Origin of the sequence: Microbacterium sp. SL75, from assembly GCF_026625865.1 — a bacterium.
Taxonomy (GTDB): Bacteria; Actinomycetota; Actinomycetes; order Actinomycetales; family Microbacteriaceae; genus Microbacterium.
This window is the reverse complement of sequence record NZ_CP113067.1, coordinates 145,090-164,383: the sequence shown is the minus strand read 5'-3', so window position 1 is coordinate 164,383 and position 19,294 is coordinate 145,090. Positions and strand designations below refer to the sequence as shown.

The window sequence follows — 19,294 nt, the reverse complement described above, 5'->3', positions numbered from 1 at the left end:
GCATCGTCGGGACCGCACCCGGTCGATCTGGTGCGGGCCCGACGACCACCCGCGCCCGGTCGTAGGCTCGCGCGCGCATGGCGCCGCCGAGATCGGGGTTCGGGGTCACGGCCGTTGCGGTCCGCGACCCCCTCGGCTACAGTTTTACTGAACGATCGGTCTGTAAAAGGAGTCGACGATGACGATGACCGCACCCCCCACGGATGCCCTGGACGGCGAGGCGATGTTCGACGCCCTCATCGAGGCCGACGGCCGGATCGAACCGCGGGACTGGATGCCGGACGGCTACCGTCGCACGCTCATCCGGCAGATCTCGCAGCACGCGCACTCCGAGATCATCGGGATGCAGCCGGAGGGGGCGTGGATCACCCGCGCCCCGAGCCTCAAGCGCAAGTCGATCCTGCTCGCGAAAGTGCAGGACGAGGCGGGGCACGGCCTCTACCTCTACTCCGCCGCGCAGACCCTCGGCATCACGCGCGACGAGATGACGCAGCAGCTCGTCGACGGCAAGGCGCGCTACTCCTCGATCTTCAACTACCCGACCCCGACCTGGGCGGACATGGGAGCGATCGGCTGGCTCGTCGACGGCGCCGCGATCTGCAACCAGGTGCCCCTGTGCCGCGCCTCGTACGGTCCGTACGGTCGCGCCATGGTGCGCATCTGCAAGGAGGAGTCGTTCCACCAGCGCCAGGGGTTCGAGATCCTGCTCACCCTCATGCAGGGCACCGACGAGCAGCGTCGGATGGCGCAGGATGCCGTCGACCGCTGGTACTGGCCGAGCCTGATGATGTTCGGGCCCCCGGACGACGATTCGCCCAACTCGGCGCAGTCGATGGCGTGGAACATTAAGCGGTTCAGCAACGATGTCCTGCGCCAGCGGTTCGTCTCGATGCTGGTGCCGCAGGCGGCGGTGCTGGGGGTGACCCTGCCCGACCCCGAGCTGCGGTTCAACGACGAGACGGGCGAGTACGACATGGGCGAGATCGACTGGACCGAGTTCCACGAGGTGCTCGCGGGCCGCGGCCCCCTCAACACGATGCGTCGCCAGCACCGACGCGATGCCCACGAAGAGGGCGCGTGGGTGCGCGAGGCGGCCGCGGCGTACGCGGCGAAGAAGAACGCGAAGGCGGCCGCCTGATGGCCACCCCCGGCGGGACCCCCGTTGAGACCTGGCCGCTCTGGGAGGTCTTCGTGCGCGCGAACCGCGGCCTCAGCCACGTGCACGTCGGCTCGCTCCACGCACCCGATGCAGAACTCGCCGTCCGTAACGCCCGCGACCTGTACACCCGTCGCGGTGAGGGTGTGTCGGTCTGGGTCGTCCCCTCGGATGCCGTGACCACCAGCGACCCCGGAGCCAAGGGCGCGTTCTTCGAGTCGCCGGCCGGAAAGAACTACCGGCACGCGGTGTACTACACCGCGTCCGAGGGGGTGCCGCACCTGTGAGCACTTCGACCGATGCCGACCCGCACGGCGACGTCGCCCTCGACGCCCGCGAGCTCTCCGCCGAGTTCGCCGGGGGAGAGGCCCGCGCCACCGACCCCGACGTGGCGGCGTACGCCCTGAGCCTCGGCGACGACGCGCTGATCCTCGCGCAGAATCTCTGCGGATGGGTCGCCCGGGCCCCCGAGCTCGAAGAAGACGTGGCCCTCGGCAACATCGCCCTCGACCTGCTCGGTCACGCGCGTTCGCTCCTGCGCTACGCGGGATCGTACGACGGTCGCAGCGAAGACGATCTCGCCTATTGGCGCGACGAGTCGGAGTTCCGCAGCGCCTGGCTGTTCGAGCTCCCCAACGGCGACTTCGCGCACACGATCGCCCGCCAGCTGCTGGCATCCACCTATCTTCTCGAGCTGTACCGAGAGCTCGCGGCATCCGCGGATCCCGTTCTCGCCGCCGTCGCGGCGAAGGCCGAGAAAGAGGTCGACTACCACCGCGACCACGCCGTGCAGTGGACGCTGCGCCTGGCCGGGGGCACCGAGGAGTCTCGGCGCCGGTTCCTCGTCGGCCTCGACGACGCGTGGCCGTACCTCGACGAGCTGTTCCGCGACCAGCCCGTGCACGACCGCCTCGACGGCGTCGCCGTGCGTCCCTCGACCCTGCGCGCTCGTGTCGACGACGTCCTCGCCGCCGTGCTGGCGGAAGAGGACGTGGCCGTGCCGACGGTTCCCGGGTCCTCCGCCGGCGGTCGCCGCGGCCTCCACCATCCCGCGTTCGGTCCGCTCCTCGCCGAGATGCAGGTGCTCGCTCGCCGCCACCCGGGAGCGACGTGGTGACCGCGACCCTCGAGCACGCCCGCGAGGTGGTCGCCGCCGTCGTCGATCCCGAGGTGCCGGTGCTGACGATCGACGACCTCGGCGTGCTCCGCGACGTGCGTCTCGACGGCGGCACCGTCACCGTCACGATCACGCCGACCTACTCGGGCTGCCCCGCGGTCGACGCGATCCGCGACGACATCGTGCTGGCCCTCACCTCGGCCGGCTTCGACCGTGCTGTCGTGCAGACGACGCTCAGCCCCGCATGGACGACCGACTGGATGAGCGACGCCGGAAAGCGCAAGCTCACCGAGTACGGCATCGCCCCGCCCACCGGGCGCGCGCCGGCCGGACCCATCCGGCTCACGCTCAGCGTCGCCTGTCCCCGTTGCGGCTCGCTCGATACGCGGGAAGTCTCGCGCTTCGGCTCCACCTCGTGCAAGGCGCTGTGGGAATGCCGAGCCTGCCTCGAACCCTTCGACCACTTCAAGGCCCTCTGATGACGATGACGGATGCCACGACCCCGGCCGCCGCGCGCACCCGCGCACGCTTTCACACCTTGCGTGTCGCGGCCGTGCGGCCCCTCACTCCCACGGCGATCGAGGTGACCTTCGCCGTCCCCGCTGAGCTCGCCGCGGCGTTCGACTACGCACCCGGGCAGTACGTGGCGCTGCGCGCCGTCGTCGACGGAGAGGAACTGCGCCGTTCGTACTCGATCTGCCGGCCGCCGGCGCACGGGAGCGTCAGCGTCGGTATCAAGCGCGACCCCGACGGGCGCTTCTCGACCTGGGCGCACGAGCGCCTGCGCCCCGGCGACGAGATCGAGGTCATGAGCCCGTCGGGCACTTTCGTCTCGAAGGCGTCGACCTCGATGGGGCACGTGGTCGCGATCGCCGCCGGCTCCGGAATCACCCCGATCATGGCGCTCGCGGCCAGCGTGCTCGAGCGTTCCGCCGACGCGCGCATGACGATCGTGTACGCCAACCGGTCCTCGACCGACGTCATGTTCGTCGACGAGCTCGCCGACCTCAAAGACCGCTACCCCTCGCGTCTCACGCTGCATCACGTGCTCTCGCGCGAGCAGCGCGCGGCGCCCGTGTTCTCGGGGCGCATCGACCAGGAGCGGCTGCGCTTGATCCTGTCGCGGCTGATCGATCCGGCATCCGTCGACGAGTGGTTCCTGTGCGGACCCTTCGCGCTCGTCGAACTCTGCCGCGCCACGCTCGCCGAGGTCGGTGTCGCGCGCGAGCGCGTGCGATTCGAGCTGTTCACCGCGGGAGACGCAGACGCCCCCGCCCAGACCGGCGGAGCTCACCCCGTGCGGGTCCGCGACGACGAGCCGGTGCGCTCGATCGACTTCACCCTCGACGGCCAGTCGGCCCGCGTCGACAGCCCCGTCGCGGCGAACGAGACAATCCTCGCCGCCGCCCTGCGCGTGCGCCCCGACGTCCCCTTCGCGTGCGCGGGCGGGGTGTGCGGCACCTGCCGCGCGCGGGTGATCGAGGGTGCGGTCACGATGACCGAGAACTACGCGCTCGAGCCCGATGAGATCGAGCGCGGCTACGTCCTCACCTGTCAGTCGCACCCCACGTCCGACGCCGTCCGCGTGGACTACGACGGGTGAGCGCGGTGATCGACTACCGCTTCGACGCCGGTGTGGCCGAGATCGTCCTGAACGCTCCCGCTCGCCGTAACGCCCTGGGCCTCGAGGGTCTGCACGCGCTCGCCGACGCCTACGAGCGGGCCGAGGTCGACGGCGCCCGCGCCCTCCTGCTGCGCGGCGAGGGTCCGTCGTTCTGCGCCGGGCGCGACATCTCGGGGGTCGATCCCCGCACCGACGACGTCGCGGGCTATCTCGACGACACGCTGGCACCGCTGTTGCACCGCATCGCGGCCTTTCCCGCGCCGACGTTCGCCGCCGCCCATGGGGCCTGCCTGGGTGTGGGCCTGGGCCTGCTCATCGCCACCGACGTGGTCTACGTCGCCGAGGACGCCAAGATCGGCTCGCCCTTCGCCGCCCTCGGCGCGACCCTCGACTCCGGCGGTCACGCGCTCTTCGTCGAGCGTCTCGGCGCCCACGTCACCCTCGATCTCATCTACACGGGTCGGCTGATGTCGGGGCTCGAAGCCGTTCGTGCCGGACTCTTCTCTCGCGCCTTCCCGGTGGGGGAGATCCAGGATGCCGCGACCTCCGCGGCCCGCGGGGCCGCTGCCGGTCCCACGCAGGCGTTCCGCGCCAGCAAGCGCATCGTCAGCGCGATCCGCGGCGAGCGTCTGGGGCTGTGGGAGGCGATGGCGCTCGAGAACCGCGCCCAGGCGGCGCTCGCGACCACCGAGGATTACCGCGAGGGTTTCGCCGCGTTCCAGGCGAAGCGTCCGCCGGAGTTCACGGGTCGATGACGGGTTCGACGATGGGCTGAGAACCGACGAGGCACGGTCCGGCCACGCGGTCGGCGAGCGAGGCGAGGACGACCCCGCGCGAACGGATCCGGCCGCGAAGCGCACTCCGACCAGGATTCGGCGGACGTATCAGCGTGGCCTCGGCGGAGAAAGCCGCGACGGCGGAGAAGACCCTGATTGAATCGGGGCATGACGAGCATCGACGACGATGACGAACTCGCGGCGCTGCGCCGCAGGGCCTACGCGCCCGGAGCCGACATCTCCTCCGACCCCGCCGCCCTGCGCCGCCTGATGGAACTGGAGCAGCGAGAAGCCGTCGTCGAAGACGCCGCTGACCGAGTGCCCGAAACCCCGCAGGCCCCTCCCGAAGATGAGCGGGAGCCGCAGGCGCCTCCGAGGCGCCGGATGCCGCGACTGCGTCGATCGAGCGTCATCCTGCTCTCGGCGGCGGTACTCGTCGTCGTGTGCGCCGCGACCGCGCTAATCGTGGTGCAGCGCACCCAGACCGACCCGCTGCAGGCGGGGGCGACGCAGGTGGCACGTCTTGCGGCGGACCCGTCGTTCGATGTGCCGAGCGTCCTCACCCCGGGAGTGAACAGCGGCACCACGGGGTACGCCGAGTACGAGGGCTTCCGCGTCGCCACGTACGCGTCGTTCGACACGGGCGACGATGCGGCGAAGTGCATGACGGTCTGGCAACCCGATCTGCTGGACATCTCCGGGGGCGGCTTCTCCTACGACGGCCGGTTCTTCCTGACCTCGTGCGGAGCCGGCGTCTTTCCCGCCAACACCATGCTCCAGCTCAGCGAGGACTCGGCGGAGATCCGCGCGACGGATCTGCCCGCGGGCACCTCTTTGCACTTCGTCTACGACAAGACGAACGACGAGATCGTCGTTTTCCGCGGCTGAGGGTGAGCGCGGGGGAGGCCGTGAACCGCGGAAGACCCCTCGTCGAGCTGCGACCATTTCGCAGGCGGGAGCCCCCCGCGGAGGCCGCCGCCGGACGCGACGATGCCCCGGCACGAGGCCGGGGCATCGTTCACACGATGAAGCGCCTCAGGCGGCGCTGGTGACGGCGAACTGAACCGACCCCTGCGGGTCGATCTGCGCGTCGAGCACGCGGTCGTCGAGCACGGCCGCAGCATCGCTGTCGAGGAAGACGCGCGCTCCGGCGTTCTCGACGACGGCGTCGTCCGGCTGGGGGCCGTCGACGACCGACAGCGCGAACTGCGACTCGGGGGAGCCCGCACCTTCGATGCGGACGCCGCCCTGGGCGGCATCCGGGAACTGGGCGGTGATGGTCTTCACGGCGGTCGTGGCCTCTTCGGTGAGCGTCAGCATGGTGACTCTCCTTCTCTGATCGACGACAGGAATCAGCCACGATGCCGAGAATCCCGGTCGTCCTCAAGCTCACGCGACCATTGCCAGGGTTTTCCCACCGGCCCCTCGACGGCTCTCAGGGGAGGAGCCCGGCGCGCCGCGCGCGGGTCACCGCGGCGTGGCGGGTGGACGCGTCGAGCTTCGCCATCGCCGAGGCCAGGTACGACTTCACGGTGGTCTCCCGCAGGTGCAGCGACGCGGCGATCTCGCCGTTCGTCGACCCCACCGCGGCACAGGCGAGCACGTCGATCTCTCGCCGCGAGAGGTGGATATCGGGATCGGATGCCGTCTCACCGGCGTCCCCGGTCAGGGCGGCGAGACGCGCCTCGACGTCCTCGAGTCGGCGCCGTACCTCGTCGTCGTTGACCGTCGCCGCGATGCTGCGCAGCTGGGCATAGCTCTCGCGGATCTCTTCGCGGGCGCCGGCTCCGAGACGGCCCTCGGGACCGGGGGTCGAGGCGAGGCGCCGGTCGACCTCGGCACGCACCCGCAGCTCGGTGCCGAGCTCGCCGGCCACATCGAACGCGGGGCGCGCCTCGACATCGCCGACCGGCGATTGCGCCCACGACCCGCAGTAGAGGACGCCGCGCGCAGCCCCGCTGACGAGCACGGGAACCGCGAACAGGGTCGCGATCCCCTCGCCGAGGATGGCGCGGTCGTAATCGTGGGTGATGGAGCGTGAGGTGCGGTAGTCGAGGGTCATGCGCGGGCGTCGTTCGACGAGCGCGCGACCGCCGAGTCCGCGCGATGCGTGCACGACGAGCCCTTCGATGCTGCGCGTGCGCGCGCCGACGATGGTGGTGACGTGGACGGCGCCGTCGTGCTCCAGGCCGCCGAAAGCGACGGGAAAATGCGTGCGACGGGCGAGCTCGGTGACGGCGTGCGACACGAGCGTCGCATCGTCTCGAAGTGTGGAGTGTGCAGTCACGCACTACCTACTTCCGGGGGTGACGGCTTCGTCGCCGCGTTTCGTAGCGTCGACCCTATCACCGGGGAAGCAGCGGCCGACCCGGACTTTTCCGCCGTTCGGCGCAGCGTTGCGCCGTACTCATGAGGCAAGGAGGCCACATGACGGACCGTCGCATCGACGAAGCCCACCAGGGCGGCGTCGACTACATCGCGGTCGAGGAGTCCGCCCCGTTCCGGGAGTTGAAGAAGCGCCAGCGCAGCTTCGTCTTCCCGCTCGCGGTGGCGTTCCTCGTCTGGTACTTCGTCTACGTTCTGCTGTCGTCGTTCGCGCCGGAGTTCATGGCGCAGCCGGTGTCGGGCGCCATCACCGTGGGGCTCGTGCTGGGCCTCGCGCAGTTCGTCACCACGTTCGCCATCACCATGGGCTACGTGGCCTACGCCAACCGGCGCCTCGACCCGGGCGCCGAGGCGCTGCGCGTCGAGCTCGAGCGCGCGGACGGGGGCCGTTCATGAACGACATCCTCACGAGCGTCGAGGCGGCCGTGCAGACCGTCGAGAACAATCCCGTGCTGAACATCTCGATCTTCGGCGCCTTTGTGGCCGTGACGTTGTTCATCGTCATCCGGGCCAGTCGCAACAGCAAGACGGCGGCCGACTATTACGCGGCGGGCCGCTCGTTCACCGGTCCGCAGAACGGCTTCGCGATCGCCGGTGACTACCTTTCGGCGGCGTCGTTCCTCGGGATCGTCGGGGCCATCGCGATCAACGGCTACGACGGCTTCCTCTACTCGATCGGGTTCCTCGTCGCGTGGCTGGTCGCGCTGCTGCTGGTCGCCGAGCTCATGCGCAACACCGGCAAGTTCACGATGGCCGACGTGCTGTCGTTCCGCCTCAAGGAGCGGCCGGTCCGGATGGCCGCGGCCATCACCACGCTCGCGGTCTGCTTCTTCTACCTCCTCGCGCAGATGGCCGGAGCCGGTGGCCTCGTGTCGCTGTTGCTGGGCATCACGGAGCGCGTCGGTCAGTCGATCGTCGTCGCCGTGGTCGGCATCCTGATGATCGTGTACGTCCTCATCGGCGGCATGAAGGGAACCACCTGGGTGCAGATCGTCAAGGCGTTCCTGCTCATCGGCGGCGCGATCGTGATGACGGTCTGGGTGCTCGCGATCAACGGCTTCAACCTGAACACGCTGCTCGAGAGCGCCGTCGCGGCCTCTCCCAAGGGCGATGCGATCCTGGCGCCGGGCCTGCAATACGGCAAGAACCCGTGGGACTTCATCTCGCTCGCCCTCGCCCTCGTGCTGGGTACCGCGGGTCTTCCCCACGTGCTGATGCGCTTCTACACGGTGCCGACCGCCAAAGAGGCGCGTCGCTCGGTCGTGTGGGCCATCTGGCTGATCGGGCTGTTCTACATCCTCACCCTGGTGCTCGGCTACGGCGCCGGCGCGATGGTCGGAGCCGAGACGATCCTCGGCGCCCCCGGCGGCGTCAACGCCGCAGCTCCGCTGCTCGCCCTGGCCCTCGGCGGACCGCTGCTTCTCGGCTTCATCTCGGCGGTGGCGTTCGCGACGATCCTCGCGGTGGTGGCGGGTCTCACGATCACCGCTGCCGCCTCGTTCGCTCACGACATCTACGCGAACGTCGTGAAGAAGGGGAACGTGCCCCCGGACGGCGAGGTCAAGGTCGCGCGGCGCACGGTCATCGTGATCGGTGTGCTCGCGATCCTCGGCGGCATCGGCGTGCAGGGGCAGAACGTCGCGTTCCTCGTCGCCCTGGCCTTCGCCGTGGCGGCGTCGGCCAACCTGCCGACGATCCTCTTCTCGCTGTTCTGGCGCCGCTTCACCACCCGCGGTGCGGTCTGGAGCATGTACGGCGGTCTCGGTTCGGCTCTCGTGCTGATCTTCCTCTCGCCGGTGTTCTGGGGAACCCCCACGAGCGTGTTCGCCGACACGGGCGTGGCGATCTGGCCGCTGAACAACCCCGGAATCGTCTCGATCCCGCTCGGGTTCTTCCTCGGCTGGCTCGGTTCGGTCACCTCGCGCACACCGGAAGACCCGCGTAAAGCCGCGGAGATGGACGTCCGCTCCCTCACCGGCTACGGCGCCGAGAAGGCGTCGAGCCACTGACCGACCGATGCCCGGTCTCGCTGCGGCGGGGCCGGGCATCGTCGTGCCCGGGCGCCGACGTCCACTCGGGCTCAGGTCGAGGTGAGCAGCGTCTCGGCGAGCATCGCGTCGCTCTCGAGCGAGAGCAGGTACTCCTTGACCTCGGGGTGCCCGCCGTATTCACCGATCGAGCCGTCGGCGCGAACGACGCGGTGCACCGGGACGACGATCGAGAAGGGCGTCGAGGCGCAGGCCGTTCCCACCGCCCGCGCGGCCCGCGGGGCTCCGGCCATCATCGACACCTCCCCGTACGAGGCCACCTCCCCGTAGGGGATCTGCCGGGTCGCTTCGAGCGCCGCACGGGTGAAGCCGCGGACGAAGCGCCAGTCGAGGGAGACGTCGAACGCCCGCCGCGCGCCGTCGAAGTACTCGTCGAGCTGCGCGACGAGCCCCCGGCCGACCGAGGCATCGGGCTCGGGCACGATCCCCAGGCGCTGCGCGATCTCTGCGCGCGCGAGGTCGATGCCGTCGTGGCACACGTGAAGCCGAACGAGGGCCTCATCGACGAAGGTCAGCAGGATCGGCCCGACGGGGCTGTCGTATGCGGTGCTGGTGACTCTGTTCATGCGCCCATCCTCGTGACCGTGCCGTGGCCGTGCTGGCGGATCGAACGCGAAGGGGGAGGATGCCGCGAAGTCTCGCCCTGGGGAGGAAGAGCCGATGACGCGGCGTGTCGCTGATTCCCGCGAAACTCGGGCCCGCTGCGCACGATCCCGCACTGCCCGGCTTAGTCTGACAGGTGTGTGGCGAGCTGAGGACGGTGCCGTGATGGGCACTGACGGAGACGAGACGGTGTCGTCCGTCGATCCCGGCGAGCTGCGATTGTCGGAACCCGGCATCGTGGTTCGCCACGTGGCCGACCCCGAACGCGATCGCATCCGCGCCGAGGCGGCGGCCCTGGGCGGGCGCTCGACCCTGTTGCGTTTCGACGATGCGCGCGACGCGGGCATCGACATCACCAAGGCCCACCCCGGTTCCCTCCCGCAGTTCATCACGGGCCGAGCGACCATGCTCTCCAATCTCTTCCGAGACGAGGTGGCTCTGCGCACCGCGCGCATGGCCGCCGAGCGCATCACGGCCAAGAACGTCGAGCTCCGCACCGCCCGTGGCCTCGAGCCCGTGCACCTCGCCGTGGGTCTTTCGGCGTGGAAGATCGGGGGAGTGGAGTGGTCTGCCCCCGTGCTCCTCCGCCCGCTGGCGATCCGCCGTCACCACGGCGACTTCGAGCTGAAGCTGCACGGCGCGTTCGTGATGAATCCCGAGCTCGCCCGGGCGTTCCGCACCCATCTCGGCATCCAGATCGACTCCGCCGCTCTCGCGGGACTGGCGTACGACCAGGGCGTGTTCAAGCCGCAGCCGGTCATCGACCACATCCGTCGCCTCACCTCGCACGTGCCGACCTTCGTCGTGCACCCGCGGTTGGTGATCTCGTCCTTCGCCGACGTCGGCTCGGGCATGGCCCGCGACACCCACGACCTCGATCACACGCTGCTGAACGCGCTCGCCGGCCACCCCGACGATCGCGCGCGCATCACGGTCCGCCGCGACGACCCGCAGGTGGTGAGCCCCGACGAGCGCACCCCCGCCGCCGACACCCTCCTGCTCGATGCGGATGCCGAGCAAGAGCGGGTCCTCGCGCGCATCGCCGCCGGTCACTCGCTCGCCGTGCACACGCTCCCGGGAACCGGTGGCACGCAGACGGTCATCAACGCGATCGGTCAGCTCGTCCACGACAACAAGCGCGTGCTGGTCGTGAGTGCTCGTCGGTCGACGCTCGATGGCATCCGTCACCGTCTCGCCGGGGTCGGTCTCACCGGGCTGGCCGTCTCGCCGAACCACGTCCGCCGCGACCTCATTCGCGCGATCGGCCGCAATGAGAAGGCCGAGCAGCCCAAGGTCGCCGAGATCGACGACGCGCTCGTGCGCCTGCGTACGGTCCTGCGCGACTATCGCTCCGCTGTGACCGAGCCGCATCTGGCCCTGGGCGTCTCGGCGCTCGACATCCTCCGCGCGCTCACGTCGTTGGCATCCACCTCTCCGGCTCCCTCGACCGAGGCCCGTTTCGATCTGGCGACCCTCGAGCGTCTGGCCGGGCGACGGGATGCCGCGGCCCGGGCCCTCGCGATGGCGGCACGCCTCGGCGAGTTCCGCTTCGGCCCCGACGATTCGCCCTGGTACGGCGTCAGCTTCTCGCGCACCGAAGACGCCCGCGCGGCGCACGACCTCGCCGGCAAGCTCCACACCAGTGATGTGCCGCGCCTGCTCGAGCGCGGCTACGAGCTCATCGCGCAGACGCGCATGCGACCGTTCCAGACGGTGTCGGAGCTCGGGTCGTATCTGAAGCTGCTGCAGGGCATCCGCGAGTCCCTCGACCGTTTCAGCCCGAGTGTCTTCGAGCGCCCCCTCGGCGAGCTGATCGACGCGCACTCGCCGCGCCGCGACGCGTCCGCGATGAGCGGTCCGAACCGTCGCCGGCTCAAGCGTCTGTCGAAGGAGTACGTGCGCCCGGGCGTCCACGTGCCCGACATGTACGAGGCGCTCGTGCGCATCCAGCAGCAGCGCACCGAGTGGCAGCGCGTGGTCGACGCCGGCGTGACCCCCGAGGTGCCTCTCGGACTCGCCGATGTGAACGTCGCGTGGCAACGCACCGATGCCCTGCTCGGAGAACTCGACCGGATCCTCGGCCGCCAGGGCTCGGAACGCCTGGCCACCCTCCCGGTGCAGCGTCTGGTGCGCACGCTCGCGGGCCTTGCGGCAGAATCCACCTTCTTCGACAACCTCGTCGAGCGCGCCCAGCTGCGCTCCGAGCTCGCCCGTCTGGGCCTCGAGCAGCTGCTCGTCGAGCTCTCGGTGCGCCACGTCCCCGAAGACCGCGTCGGCGCCGAGCTCGAGTTCGCCTGGTGGCAGTCGGCCCTCGAGCACCTGCTTCGCACCGATCGTGCCCTGCTCGGTGCCAACACGAGCGTCGTCGACCGTCTCGAGCGCGACTTCCGGCTCGTTGACGAGGCGCACGCCGCCGCCGCGGGCCCCCTCCTTGCCGCGCAGCTCGCGACGCAGTGGCGTATCGGCATCGTCGACCACGCCGACGAAGCGGCCGCCCTCAAACGCGTCCTGAAAGACGGCCTGCACACGGCGCAGGAGATGTCGGATGCCGCGCCCACCCTGCTGCGCACGCTCGCGCCGGTGTGGCTCGCGTCGCCGTACGAGGTCCCCGACGTTCCGACCGACCTGGCGTTCGACGTCGTGATCATCGCGGATGCCGCGGCCCTGTGCCTCGCGGAGGCGGCCCCGGCGCTGCGCCGCGCTCGCCAGGTCGTGCTGTTCGGCGACCCCGTGGTGCAGAAGCCCACCCCCTTCCGGGTCAGTGCCTCGATCATCGGCGCGCCCGACGAGGCCGACGAAGTGCCCTTCGACGGCACCTCGGTCTTCGAGCGCATCGCGGAGCTCCTGCCCGTCGAGACCCTCACGCGCAGCTACCGCGCGGGCGGCGAGGACCTCTCGCAGCTGGTCAACGATGCCTTCTACGGCGGCGAGATCGTCTCGCTCCCGTGGGCAGGGTCGTACCTCGGTCGCGGCAGCCTCAGCGTCGACTACGTCGAGGGCGGCGTCGGCGCCCCCGACCCCGTCAGCGGCGCCGTCGAGAGCCCCGATGCCGAGGTCGCCCGCGTGGTCACCCTCGTGGTCGAGCACGCCGTCAACCGCGCCTCCGAGTCGCTCATGGTCGTCACCGCGAGCCGCAAGCATGCCGAGCGCGTGCGCGCCTCGGTCGTGACGGCACTGGCCGGCCGGTCCGATGTCGCGGAGTTCATCTCGCGGGATGCCGCGGAGCCCTTCGCCGTCCTGACCCTCGAAGAGTCGGTGGCCGAGAGCCGGGACCGCGTGGTGTTCTCGCTCGGCTTCGGTCTCACGCGCCACGGTCGTGTCCTGAGCGACTTCGGCGACCTGTCGACGCCCGACGGCGAGCGGCTGCTCACCGTCGGTATGACGCGCGCGCGGCGCTCGATGGTGATCGTGTCGTCCATTCGTCCCTCGGCGTTCGACGACGGTCGTCTCGAGCACGGTGCCGCCACCCTGATGGGAATCCTCGGCAACGTGGCGTCGCGGAGCCGCGAGATGCGGCTCGAAGACCTCGCCGACCCGCTGACCCGCGCCCTGGCGCGCGAGCTTCGACGCCTCGGCGTCGAGGTCGACGTCGACTACCGCGGTCTGCTCCCCATCGTCGCCCGATACCAGGGCAAGGCCGTCGTCGCCGAGAGCGACCCCGAGACCATCGGCGAATCGCTCCGCGAGACCCTTCGCCTCCGCCCGCAGATCCTCCGTCGTCTCGGGTGGCACTACGTGCGGGTGCACGCTTTCGATCTCTACAGCGACCCTGCGGGCGTGGCCTCGCGGATCGGGGAGCTGCTCGGCATCGCGCCCGACGACGCGGCCGCTCCCGACGCGACCACCGAGTCGCTCGACCTCCCCGACTGAGAAGCCGATGAGCGAGACGCCCGAGAGCACCGGGCCGGACGCCGCGGGCGCTCCCGATCCACGTACGGAGCGGCAGCCGGTCGTTCGCGTGCGCGGTGCGCGGCGCGCGCGTTTGCTCGCCGCCCCGGGCACGACCGCGGAGCCCGCACCCGCGGACGACCCGGCGCGTGGCACGGGCGCTCGGCCCACGGCATCCGGGCCCAACGACGAGCGCATGATGCGCGATGTCCCCCCGCACTACTGACCCGCAGGGCGTACGCGAAACGGCGCCCGGTCCGGGACGTGGTCCCGGCGCGGGCGCCGTTTCGCGTGATCCGTCGGTCGGCTCAGAGCTTGTTCTGTCGCTCCAGCAGGTCGCGGATCTGCACGAGCAGTTCCTGCTCGGTCGGCAGCTTGGGCTCGTCCGAGGCGGGCTCGTTCACTCCCGCGCGGGCGGCGGCGATGGCCTTCCACCGGTTCATGGGGTAGACGAACACGAGGTACACCACGAGCGCGACGGCGAAGAAGCTGATGATCGCCGACAACAGGGTGGGCAGGGGGAAGACCACTTCCTGGCCGTAGATGCCGGTGATCGTGGGCCCGATCTCGCCGTTCTCGGCGGGCTTGTAGAACACCGAGATCAGCGGCGTGATCACCGCGGCGACGATGGCATTCACGACCGCGGTGAACGCGGCTCCGATGACCACCGCGACGGCGAGGTCGATGACATTCCCGCGGAGAATGAACTCCTTGAATCCCTTGATCATGCGCTGGTTCCTCTCAGGCCGCGCCGACTCGGGCTCAAGAAGCCGAGGGCGAGGCGGACGACGTCGATTCCGACTTCGATGATGTCGAAGAAGTGGACGAGCCGCCACCGCTTGCGCCCGAGGACGAGCTGCGCGAGTCGGTGCGGTAGAAGCCCGACCCGTTGAAGGTCACACCGATCGACCCGTACTGCTTGCGCACCTCGCCGCCGCATTCGGGGCACTCGGTGAGAGCGGCATCCGAAAACGACTGCTGGGCGTCGAAACGATGGCCGCACTGCTTGCAGGCATAGGAATAGGTGGGCATGAGCGTCCTTCGGGTGTTCAGGAGGTGTGGGCGGCGAGCGGCAGGGTGCGCGTGGGGGTGACCACGCCCGTGACGGGCTGGTCGTGCACGTCGCGCGGCACGTCGTCGATGAGCTCGGTGTCGAAGATGACCGCGTAGACGGGCGGGCACTTCTCCATCGAGCCGAGGGTCTTGTCGAAGTAGCCGCGGCCCCATCCGAGGCGCATGCCGTGATGATCGACGGCGGCCGCGGGGATGATCAGCAGGTCGACGTCGTTGACCGCGATGGGCCCCAGCACGTCGCCGACCGGCTCGGGAACACCGAACAGCCCCTCGGTGATCTCGGTGTCGGCCGTGGCGACGCTCCAGTCGAGCAGGCCGTCCTCGCGGGTGATCGGAAGAAGCACCCGGATGCCGCGATCCACGGCCGCGCGCACGAAGGCGTGGGTGCCGGGTTCGGTGGGTGTCGACAGGAAACACGAGATGCTGCGGGCTCCGAGACGCGCGACGAGGGCGTCGAGTTGCTCTGTGACGCCGGCCTCGGCCACCTCGCGGGCATGCGCGGAGATGGTCTGGCGGCGTTCGCGCAGATCGGCGCGGAGTGCGCGCTTGGCCTGCTCGATACGATCCGGCATGCGATAAGTCTAGGGGCGGGCGCGTTGCCGCCGGTGGCGCGGGACCCCGCTAGGGTATGCCCATGCCTCACAAGCCCTTCAAGGCCGTCATCCCGGCCGCCGGACTCGGTACGCGCTTCCTGCCCGCCACGAAGGCGATGCCCAAAGAGATGCTGCCCGTCGTCGACAAGCCGGCCATCCAGTACGTCGTCGAAGAGGCGACCGGTGCCGGTATCCAAGACGTGCTGATCATCATCGGCCGCAACAAGAACAACATCGCGAACCACTTCGACTCCATGCCCGAGCTCGAAGCGAAGCTGCGCGAGAAGGGCGACGACGACAAGCTCGCCAAGGTCGAGCACTCGTCCGACCTCGCCGACATCCACATGGTCCGTCAGGGTGAGCCCAAGGGCCTCGGTCACGCGGTGCTGCGCGCCCGCAGCCACGTGGGCGATCACCCCTTCGCCGTCCTTCTCGGCGATGACCTCATCGACGAGCGCGACCCGCTGCTCACCAAGATGATGGAGGAGTACGACAAGCGCGGCGGTGCCACCGTCATCGCGCTCATGGAGGTCGACCCCGCGCACATCCACCTCTACGGTGTGGCCGCTGTCGAGGCGACCGACGAAGAAGACGTCGTCAAGGTCACCCAGCTCGTCGAGAAGCCCAAGGCCGAAGACGCCCCCTCGAACCTCGCGATCATCGGTCGCTACGTGCTCGGTCCCGACGTGTTCGACATCCTCGAGCGCACCGAGCCCGGCAAGGGTGGCGAGATCCAGCTGACCGATGCCCTCGAAGAGCTCGCGACGGGTGGTGGCGACGGCGGCGGCGTTTACGGCGTCGTGTTCCGCGGCCGCCGTTACGACACGGGCGACCGCGTCGATTACATCAAGGCGATCGTGCAGCTCGCGGCCGACCGCGACGACCTCGGCCCCGCCCTCCGCCCCTGGTTCAAGGAGTTCGCGCAGGGTCTCTGACCCGGCAGGATGCCATGGATCTGTCCGTCCCTCGGCGGCACGGCGACGTGTCGATCCGTCTCATCCGCAACCGCGACGCGCGAGTCCTTCAGCAGCAGCTGATCGACAACCGCTCGTGGCTGAAGCGGTGGGAGGCCACCAGTCCCGACGGCCCTGTGTCGTTCGACATGCGCCTCGGCATCCGTCGTCTTCTGCAGCAGTACCGTGACGGCGTCGGCGTCCCCTTCGTGATGGCGTGGGACGACGACGTCGCCGGGCAGCTGAACGTGTGGGGTGTCTCGCGCGGGTCGCTCGCCTCGGCGACGATCGGGTACTGGGTGGCAGAGGAGTTCGCCGGTCGCAACATCACCACGATCGGCGTGGCGATGGCGACCGACGTGTGTTTCACCGAGCTGAACCTGCATCGCGTCGAGATCTGCATCCGCCCCGAGAACCACGCCAGTCTGCGCGTCGTCGAGAAGCTCGGCTTCCGGTACGAGGGCCTGCGGCGCAAGTACATCCACATCGACGGCGATTGGCGTGATCACTACGCCTTCGCCCTGGTGCGCGAAGAGGTTCCGTACGGGGTACTCGACCGGTTCGTGCGGGGACAGGTGCCGCCCGACGCGGCCCGCGTTCCGCCGGCCGACCGGCTCTGAGCGACCCGGCTACGCCCTTTCTCGCTCCATCGGTGAGAGTCTCGCCACGACACGCCGGGGGATGCCGAGGTGTGATCTCTCGGTGACCTACCTTTATGGCATGGGTGGGCAGGTTCTCAGCGGCGGCGTGATCTTCTTCGTCGCGGTCGCGCTCTGGCTCGTGTACCTGCTTCCGTCGTGGCAGAGCCGTCATCGCTTCACCTCCGCCGAACGCAACGCCGTGCGCCTCAACCAGGCCCTCCGCGTGCTCGCCGAGACGGCCGAGACGCCGCGCGAGGTACGGCTCGAGCTGACGGCACGTACCGCTCACCAGCAGCAGAAGCTCGCGCGCCAGATCCAGGCCCAGAAGGCACAGATCGAATTGGCCGCGGCGAAGGCACGGCTCGAGGTCGCTCGCGTCGAGAGCGCCCGCGATCGCGACGTCGTGAAGGAACAGCGCGCCGCCGCGGTCGATCTTGCTCGTGCGGAACGCGCCGCCGCCGTCGAGGTCGCTCGGGCCGAACGTGCCGCCGCACTGGAGAAGACCCGCGCCGAGCGTGCCGCCGCCGTCGAGCGCGCACACGCGGAGCGTGCCGCAGCCGTGGCCCGACCCGAGGCACGTCGCGCGCGTGCCCGTCGTCGTTTCCGTCTCGGCGTCACCACGGTGGGCCTGGTCGGTCTCGCTGCTGCCCTGGTCGGTCTCGGGCCGGTCATCGCCGGGGGAGCACCCGCGCTTCTCATCGCCGGGGTTGCTGTGGTTCTGGCATCCCTCATCGTTCTCCGCCGTATCTCGGTGGTCGCGGCACGCACGGCTTCGCCGGCGCTGGTCGCGACCGCGGTGAAGCGCACCGTCGCCGTCGAGGTGCAGGACGTCGCCCTCGTGCCCGAGCCGCGTCCGACCTGGACTCCGCGCGAGCTGCCGCGCCCCCTGGTGGCATCGGCCGGCTCTCGCGCAGCAGCCGTCGTCGACGAGCAGCTCGCTCGCGAGGCGCTGCGTGCCGCCGCTCGCGAAGAGGCCGCTCGCGAGCTCGCCGCCGAGCAGGCTCCCACCCCCATCGAGACGGCTCGTCCGGCCGCTGTCGCCCCCGCTCCGTCGCCGTATGCCGCGATGGGGTACGTGGACGACTCCGAGATCCAGGATCACGTGCAGCGGCTTCTGGCGCGTCGCGCGTCGGGGGAGTAACCGCTTCGCTGTGACCCCTGTGGGCCCCGTGCCTGGGGCTCGTCTTCTCCGGCTCTGGCGGCAATCCGTCGGCATACGTCTCGCGGTATACGACGGATGCCAGGTGCCCACCCCGCGTCAAGGTGGGCGCGTGCGACGTGATAGTGTTGTCGAGGTTTCCGGGCCTGTGGCGCAGTTGGTAGCGCGCCTCGTTCGCATCGAGGAGGTCAGGGGTTCGAATCCCCTCAGGTCCACCAAATCGGTCTCTTTAGAACAAATGACCTTGTAAGAGCCACCTTCATACGGCGCCTCTCCTTCGGGAGGGGCGCCGTATGTGGTTTTCATCGCCGTGACGATGCAGGCGAACGGCTCGGCAAGTACCCCTTCGACGCTCTCGTCGCGGGTAATCAAAATTCGCTTGAAGAACGCCTGGTTGTAGGTGCGGCGGAGCGCATCCGGGGCGCGGCGGTATGCCTCGTAGCAGTTCTCTGCGAGGGTGATCGCATCGTCGAGGTTCTGCTCCAGCACTTCGAACTCGGTTTTGAGGGCGCTGAGGCGTTCGCCTACGACGGTCATCTCCTGGTTCACGCGCTGCTGTTCCTCGCGGTGGAGCTGAGCAGGGATAGTGCCGTCGAGGTGGCCGTCGAGCAGCTTCTTGCTGCGTTCCATCAGGCTTGTCTGCTGAGTGAGGAGCATCTGCTGTGCGCGCTTGGCTTCTGCGGCACCGGCTTCCATGGTTGCTTTGAGTCGGGATTTGGTCATCGCCGCACCTTCGGGAGTGAGGGCGACGAGCTTGTAGAGGTTCTCGATCTGCCGTTCGACGTCGTGGATGTTGATGGCTGACATCGTGCAGTCCGTGCGCTTCTGGTGGCGACCGATGCAAACGAAGTACGGGTAGATCACTCCTGCGGAGTTCTTGGCGTAGTGGATGATGAATTTGCTCTTGCACTGGCCGCAGAAAACGGAGCTCTTCAGATAGTGGTTATGGATGCGAGCCTTCTCGCCGGTCGACCGTGACGCGAATGCCTGCTGGCATTTCTGCCAGGTGGCTTGATCGACCAGGGGTATGTGCCGTCCCGGGTAGCTTTTTCCCTGGAAAGTGTCGATGCCGAGGTAGTACGATCCTGTCGGTTGGCACGAGATCGTGCGCCCGGTATTACTTCTAGCCGTAGCGTTCTTCGCGGTCTATCTCGTCTTTTGTGGGAACGTGATCGACCTGCCGCTGCTCATGTGCAGGCGTACCGGCGCCGGCACGGCGCCTACGTCAATGACGAGGAGGTTCTCATTCGGCCACGTCCGTGTGCGTCGAGTGGTCC

Annotated in this window: 21 protein-coding genes, 1 tRNA gene and 1 pseudogene; 16 read left to right on the top strand and 7 right to left on the bottom strand. The window is 69.4% G+C overall.

What is annotated here, in order from left to right; translation table 11 throughout:
- The first annotated feature begins 178 nt into the window (after positions 1–178).
- The 7 genes from paaA to OVA17_RS00690 all read left to right on the top strand — a co-directional run bounded on the left by paaA (position 179) and on the right by OVA17_RS00690 (position 5,561).
- Entirely contained in the window at positions 179–1,138 is a 960-nt protein-coding gene (paaA, locus tag OVA17_RS00720; protein WP_267787580.1) for a 1,2-phenylacetyl-CoA epoxidase subunit PaaA, read from the top strand.
- Positions 1,138–1,443 (top strand): 1,2-phenylacetyl-CoA epoxidase subunit PaaB, encoded by a 306-nt coding sequence (gene paaB, locus OVA17_RS00715; RefSeq protein WP_267787579.1) that lies wholly within the window; start codon positions 1,138–1,140, stop codon positions 1,441–1,443. The genes paaA and paaB overlap by 1 nt, the downstream gene beginning before the upstream one ends.
- Entirely contained in the window at positions 1,440–2,273 is an 834-nt protein-coding gene (gene paaC / locus OVA17_RS00710) for a 1,2-phenylacetyl-CoA epoxidase subunit PaaC (protein ID WP_267787578.1), read from the top strand. Before paaB ends, paaC begins: the two co-directional genes overlap by 4 nt.
- Complete coding sequence (paaD, locus tag OVA17_RS00705; RefSeq protein WP_267787577.1) at positions 2,270–2,752, top strand: 1,2-phenylacetyl-CoA epoxidase subunit PaaD; 483 nt, start codon at positions 2,270–2,272, stop codon at positions 2,750–2,752. Before paaC ends, paaD begins: the two co-directional genes overlap by 4 nt.
- Positions 2,752–3,876: a 1,2-phenylacetyl-CoA epoxidase subunit PaaE gene (gene paaE, locus OVA17_RS00700; protein WP_267787576.1), complete on the top strand. Its 1,125-nt coding sequence runs from the start codon at positions 2,752–2,754 to the stop codon at positions 3,874–3,876. Before paaD ends, paaE begins: the two co-directional genes overlap by 1 nt.
- A 5-nt stretch (positions 3,877–3,881) precedes the next feature.
- Positions 3,882–4,652 (top strand): enoyl-CoA hydratase/isomerase family protein, encoded by a 771-nt coding sequence (locus OVA17_RS00695; RefSeq protein WP_267789332.1) that lies wholly within the window; start codon positions 3,882–3,884, stop codon positions 4,650–4,652.
- 189 nt (positions 4,653–4,841) lie between these two features.
- Positions 4,842–5,561, top strand: a complete 720-nt coding sequence (locus OVA17_RS00690) for a hypothetical protein (RefSeq protein ID WP_267787575.1) — start codon at positions 4,842–4,844, stop codon at positions 5,559–5,561.
- A gap of 147 nt (positions 5,562–5,708) precedes the next feature.
- Here the strand turns inward: OVA17_RS00690 and OVA17_RS00685 are convergent, their stop codons facing one another.
- Together OVA17_RS00685 and OVA17_RS00680 are read right to left on the bottom strand one after the other, a co-directional pair.
- Complete coding sequence (locus OVA17_RS00685; protein WP_103206273.1) at positions 5,709–5,993, bottom strand: Fe-S cluster assembly protein HesB; 285 nt, start codon at positions 5,991–5,993, stop codon at positions 5,709–5,711.
- A gap of 115 nt (positions 5,994–6,108) precedes the next feature.
- Positions 6,109–6,921: a response regulator transcription factor gene (locus OVA17_RS00680; RefSeq protein ID WP_420712424.1), complete on the bottom strand. Its 813-nt coding sequence runs from the start codon at positions 6,919–6,921 to the stop codon at positions 6,109–6,111.
- Positions 6,922–7,100: 179 nt separating this feature from the next.
- On the opposite strand from OVA17_RS00680, the gene OVA17_RS00675 reads away from it, so the two are divergent.
- Both OVA17_RS00675 and OVA17_RS00670 read left to right on the top strand, forming a co-directional pair.
- On the top strand, positions 7,101–7,454 hold the full coding sequence (locus OVA17_RS00675; RefSeq protein ID WP_210073882.1) for a DUF485 domain-containing protein: 354 nt from the start codon (positions 7,101–7,103) through the stop codon (positions 7,452–7,454).
- Complete coding sequence (locus OVA17_RS00670) at positions 7,451–9,067, top strand: cation acetate symporter (protein ID WP_267787573.1); 1,617 nt, start codon at positions 7,451–7,453, stop codon at positions 9,065–9,067. The genes OVA17_RS00675 and OVA17_RS00670 overlap by 4 nt, the downstream gene beginning before the upstream one ends.
- 71 nt (positions 9,068–9,138) lie before the next feature.
- Here the strand turns inward: OVA17_RS00670 and OVA17_RS00665 are convergent, their stop codons facing one another.
- Complete coding sequence (locus tag OVA17_RS00665; protein ID WP_267787572.1) at positions 9,139–9,672, bottom strand: methylated-DNA--[protein]-cysteine S-methyltransferase; 534 nt, start codon at positions 9,670–9,672, stop codon at positions 9,139–9,141.
- 202 nt (positions 9,673–9,874) lie between these two features.
- Between OVA17_RS00665 and OVA17_RS00660 the strand changes: the two genes are divergently transcribed.
- Positions 9,875–13,579 (top strand): AAA family ATPase, encoded by a 3,705-nt coding sequence (locus OVA17_RS00660; RefSeq protein ID WP_267787571.1) that lies wholly within the window; start codon positions 9,875–9,877, stop codon positions 13,577–13,579.
- 7 nt (positions 13,580–13,586) lie between these two features.
- Positions 13,587–13,823 carry a hypothetical protein gene (locus OVA17_RS00655; RefSeq protein ID WP_267787570.1) on the top strand — a complete coding sequence of 79 codons (237 nt, stop codon included), beginning with the start codon at positions 13,587–13,589 and terminating at the stop codon, positions 13,821–13,823.
- Between the two features lie 82 nt (positions 13,824–13,905).
- On the opposite strand, the gene mscL is transcribed toward OVA17_RS00655, so the two are convergent.
- The 3 genes from mscL to OVA17_RS00640 are packed head-to-tail and all read right to left on the bottom strand — an operon-like array spanning position 13,906 to position 15,243.
- Positions 13,906–14,325, bottom strand: a complete 420-nt coding sequence (gene mscL, locus OVA17_RS00650; protein WP_210073891.1) for a large conductance mechanosensitive channel protein MscL — start codon at positions 14,323–14,325, stop codon at positions 13,906–13,908.
- Positions 14,326–14,359: 34 nt separating this feature from the next.
- The gene (locus OVA17_RS00645) at positions 14,360–14,629 is read right to left on the bottom strand and encodes an FmdB family zinc ribbon protein (RefSeq protein ID WP_210073893.1); all 270 of its coding nucleotides are present in this window, start codon (positions 14,627–14,629) and stop codon (positions 14,360–14,362) included.
- A gap of 17 nt (positions 14,630–14,646) precedes the next feature.
- Positions 14,647–15,243: a 5-formyltetrahydrofolate cyclo-ligase gene (locus tag OVA17_RS00640; protein WP_210073895.1), complete on the bottom strand. Its 597-nt coding sequence runs from the start codon at positions 15,241–15,243 to the stop codon at positions 14,647–14,649.
- Positions 15,244–15,305: 62 nt separating this feature from the next.
- Here OVA17_RS00640 and galU point away from each other — a divergent pair, with 62 nt between their 5' ends.
- From galU to OVA17_RS00615, 5 genes are all read left to right on the top strand, one after another.
- Positions 15,306–16,199: a UTP--glucose-1-phosphate uridylyltransferase GalU gene (gene galU / locus OVA17_RS00635; protein WP_210073896.1), complete on the top strand. Its 894-nt coding sequence runs from the start codon at positions 15,306–15,308 to the stop codon at positions 16,197–16,199.
- A 14-nt stretch (positions 16,200–16,213) separates the two neighbouring features.
- Positions 16,214–16,837, top strand: a complete 624-nt coding sequence (locus OVA17_RS00630; RefSeq protein WP_115920980.1) for a GNAT family N-acetyltransferase — start codon at positions 16,214–16,216, stop codon at positions 16,835–16,837.
- An 82-nt stretch (positions 16,838–16,919) separates the two neighbouring features.
- Positions 16,920–17,999, top strand: a complete 1,080-nt coding sequence (locus tag OVA17_RS00625; RefSeq protein WP_267787569.1) for a large exoprotein — start codon at positions 16,920–16,922, stop codon at positions 17,997–17,999.
- A gap of 160 nt (positions 18,000–18,159) precedes the next feature.
- Positions 18,160–18,235, top strand: a tRNA-Ala gene (locus OVA17_RS00620).
- A 379-nt stretch (positions 18,236–18,614) separates the two neighbouring features.
- Positions 18,615–18,821 carry a hypothetical protein gene (locus tag OVA17_RS00615; protein ID WP_267787568.1) on the top strand — a complete coding sequence of 69 codons (207 nt, stop codon included), beginning with the start codon at positions 18,615–18,617 and terminating at the stop codon, positions 18,819–18,821.
- A 15-nt stretch (positions 18,822–18,836) separates the two neighbouring features.
- Here the strand turns inward: OVA17_RS00615 and OVA17_RS16395 are convergent.
- Positions 18,837–18,908 (bottom strand): annotated as a pseudogene (locus OVA17_RS16395) (hypothetical protein); the annotation flags it as partial.
- Positions 18,909–19,294: the final 386 nt, after the last annotated feature.

Excerpts from the sequence above, each read along its gene's own strand:
- paaA (WP_267787580.1), top strand. The coding sequence starts at position 179 with ATGACGATGACCGCACCCCCCACGGATGCCCTGGACGGCGAGGCGATG.
- OVA17_RS00670 (WP_267787573.1), top strand. The coding sequence starts at position 7,451 with ATGAACGACATCCTCACGAGCGTCGAGGCGGCCGTGCAGACCGTCGAG.
- mscL (WP_210073891.1), bottom strand. The coding sequence starts at position 14,325 with ATGATCAAGGGATTCAAGGAGTTCATTCTCCGCGGGAATGTCATCGAC.
- paaB (WP_267787579.1), top strand. The coding sequence starts at position 1,138 with ATGGCCACCCCCGGCGGGACCCCCGTTGAGACCTGGCCGCTCTGGGAG.
- paaE (WP_267787576.1), top strand. The coding sequence starts at position 2,752 with ATGACGATGACGGATGCCACGACCCCGGCCGCCGCGCGCACCCGCGCA.
- OVA17_RS00660 (WP_267787571.1), top strand. The coding sequence starts at position 9,875 with ATGGGCACTGACGGAGACGAGACGGTGTCGTCCGTCGATCCCGGCGAG.
- OVA17_RS00630 (WP_115920980.1), top strand. The coding sequence starts at position 16,214 with ATGGATCTGTCCGTCCCTCGGCGGCACGGCGACGTGTCGATCCGTCTC.
- OVA17_RS00645 (WP_210073893.1), bottom strand. The coding sequence starts at position 14,629 with ATGCCCACCTATTCCTATGCCTGCAAGCAGTGCGGCCATCGTTTCGAC.
- OVA17_RS00640 (WP_210073895.1), bottom strand. The coding sequence starts at position 15,243 with ATGCCGGATCGTATCGAGCAGGCCAAGCGCGCACTCCGCGCCGATCTG.
- OVA17_RS00685 (WP_103206273.1), bottom strand. The coding sequence starts at position 5,993 with ATGCTGACGCTCACCGAAGAGGCCACGACCGCCGTGAAGACCATCACC.
- OVA17_RS00690 (WP_267787575.1), top strand. The coding sequence starts at position 4,842 with ATGACGAGCATCGACGACGATGACGAACTCGCGGCGCTGCGCCGCAGG.
- OVA17_RS00665 (WP_267787572.1), bottom strand. The coding sequence starts at position 9,672 with ATGAACAGAGTCACCAGCACCGCATACGACAGCCCCGTCGGGCCGATC.
- galU (WP_210073896.1), top strand. The coding sequence starts at position 15,306 with ATGCCTCACAAGCCCTTCAAGGCCGTCATCCCGGCCGCCGGACTCGGT.
- OVA17_RS00655 (WP_267787570.1), top strand. The coding sequence starts at position 13,587 with ATGAGCGAGACGCCCGAGAGCACCGGGCCGGACGCCGCGGGCGCTCCC.
- OVA17_RS00675 (WP_210073882.1), top strand. The coding sequence starts at position 7,101 with ATGACGGACCGTCGCATCGACGAAGCCCACCAGGGCGGCGTCGACTAC.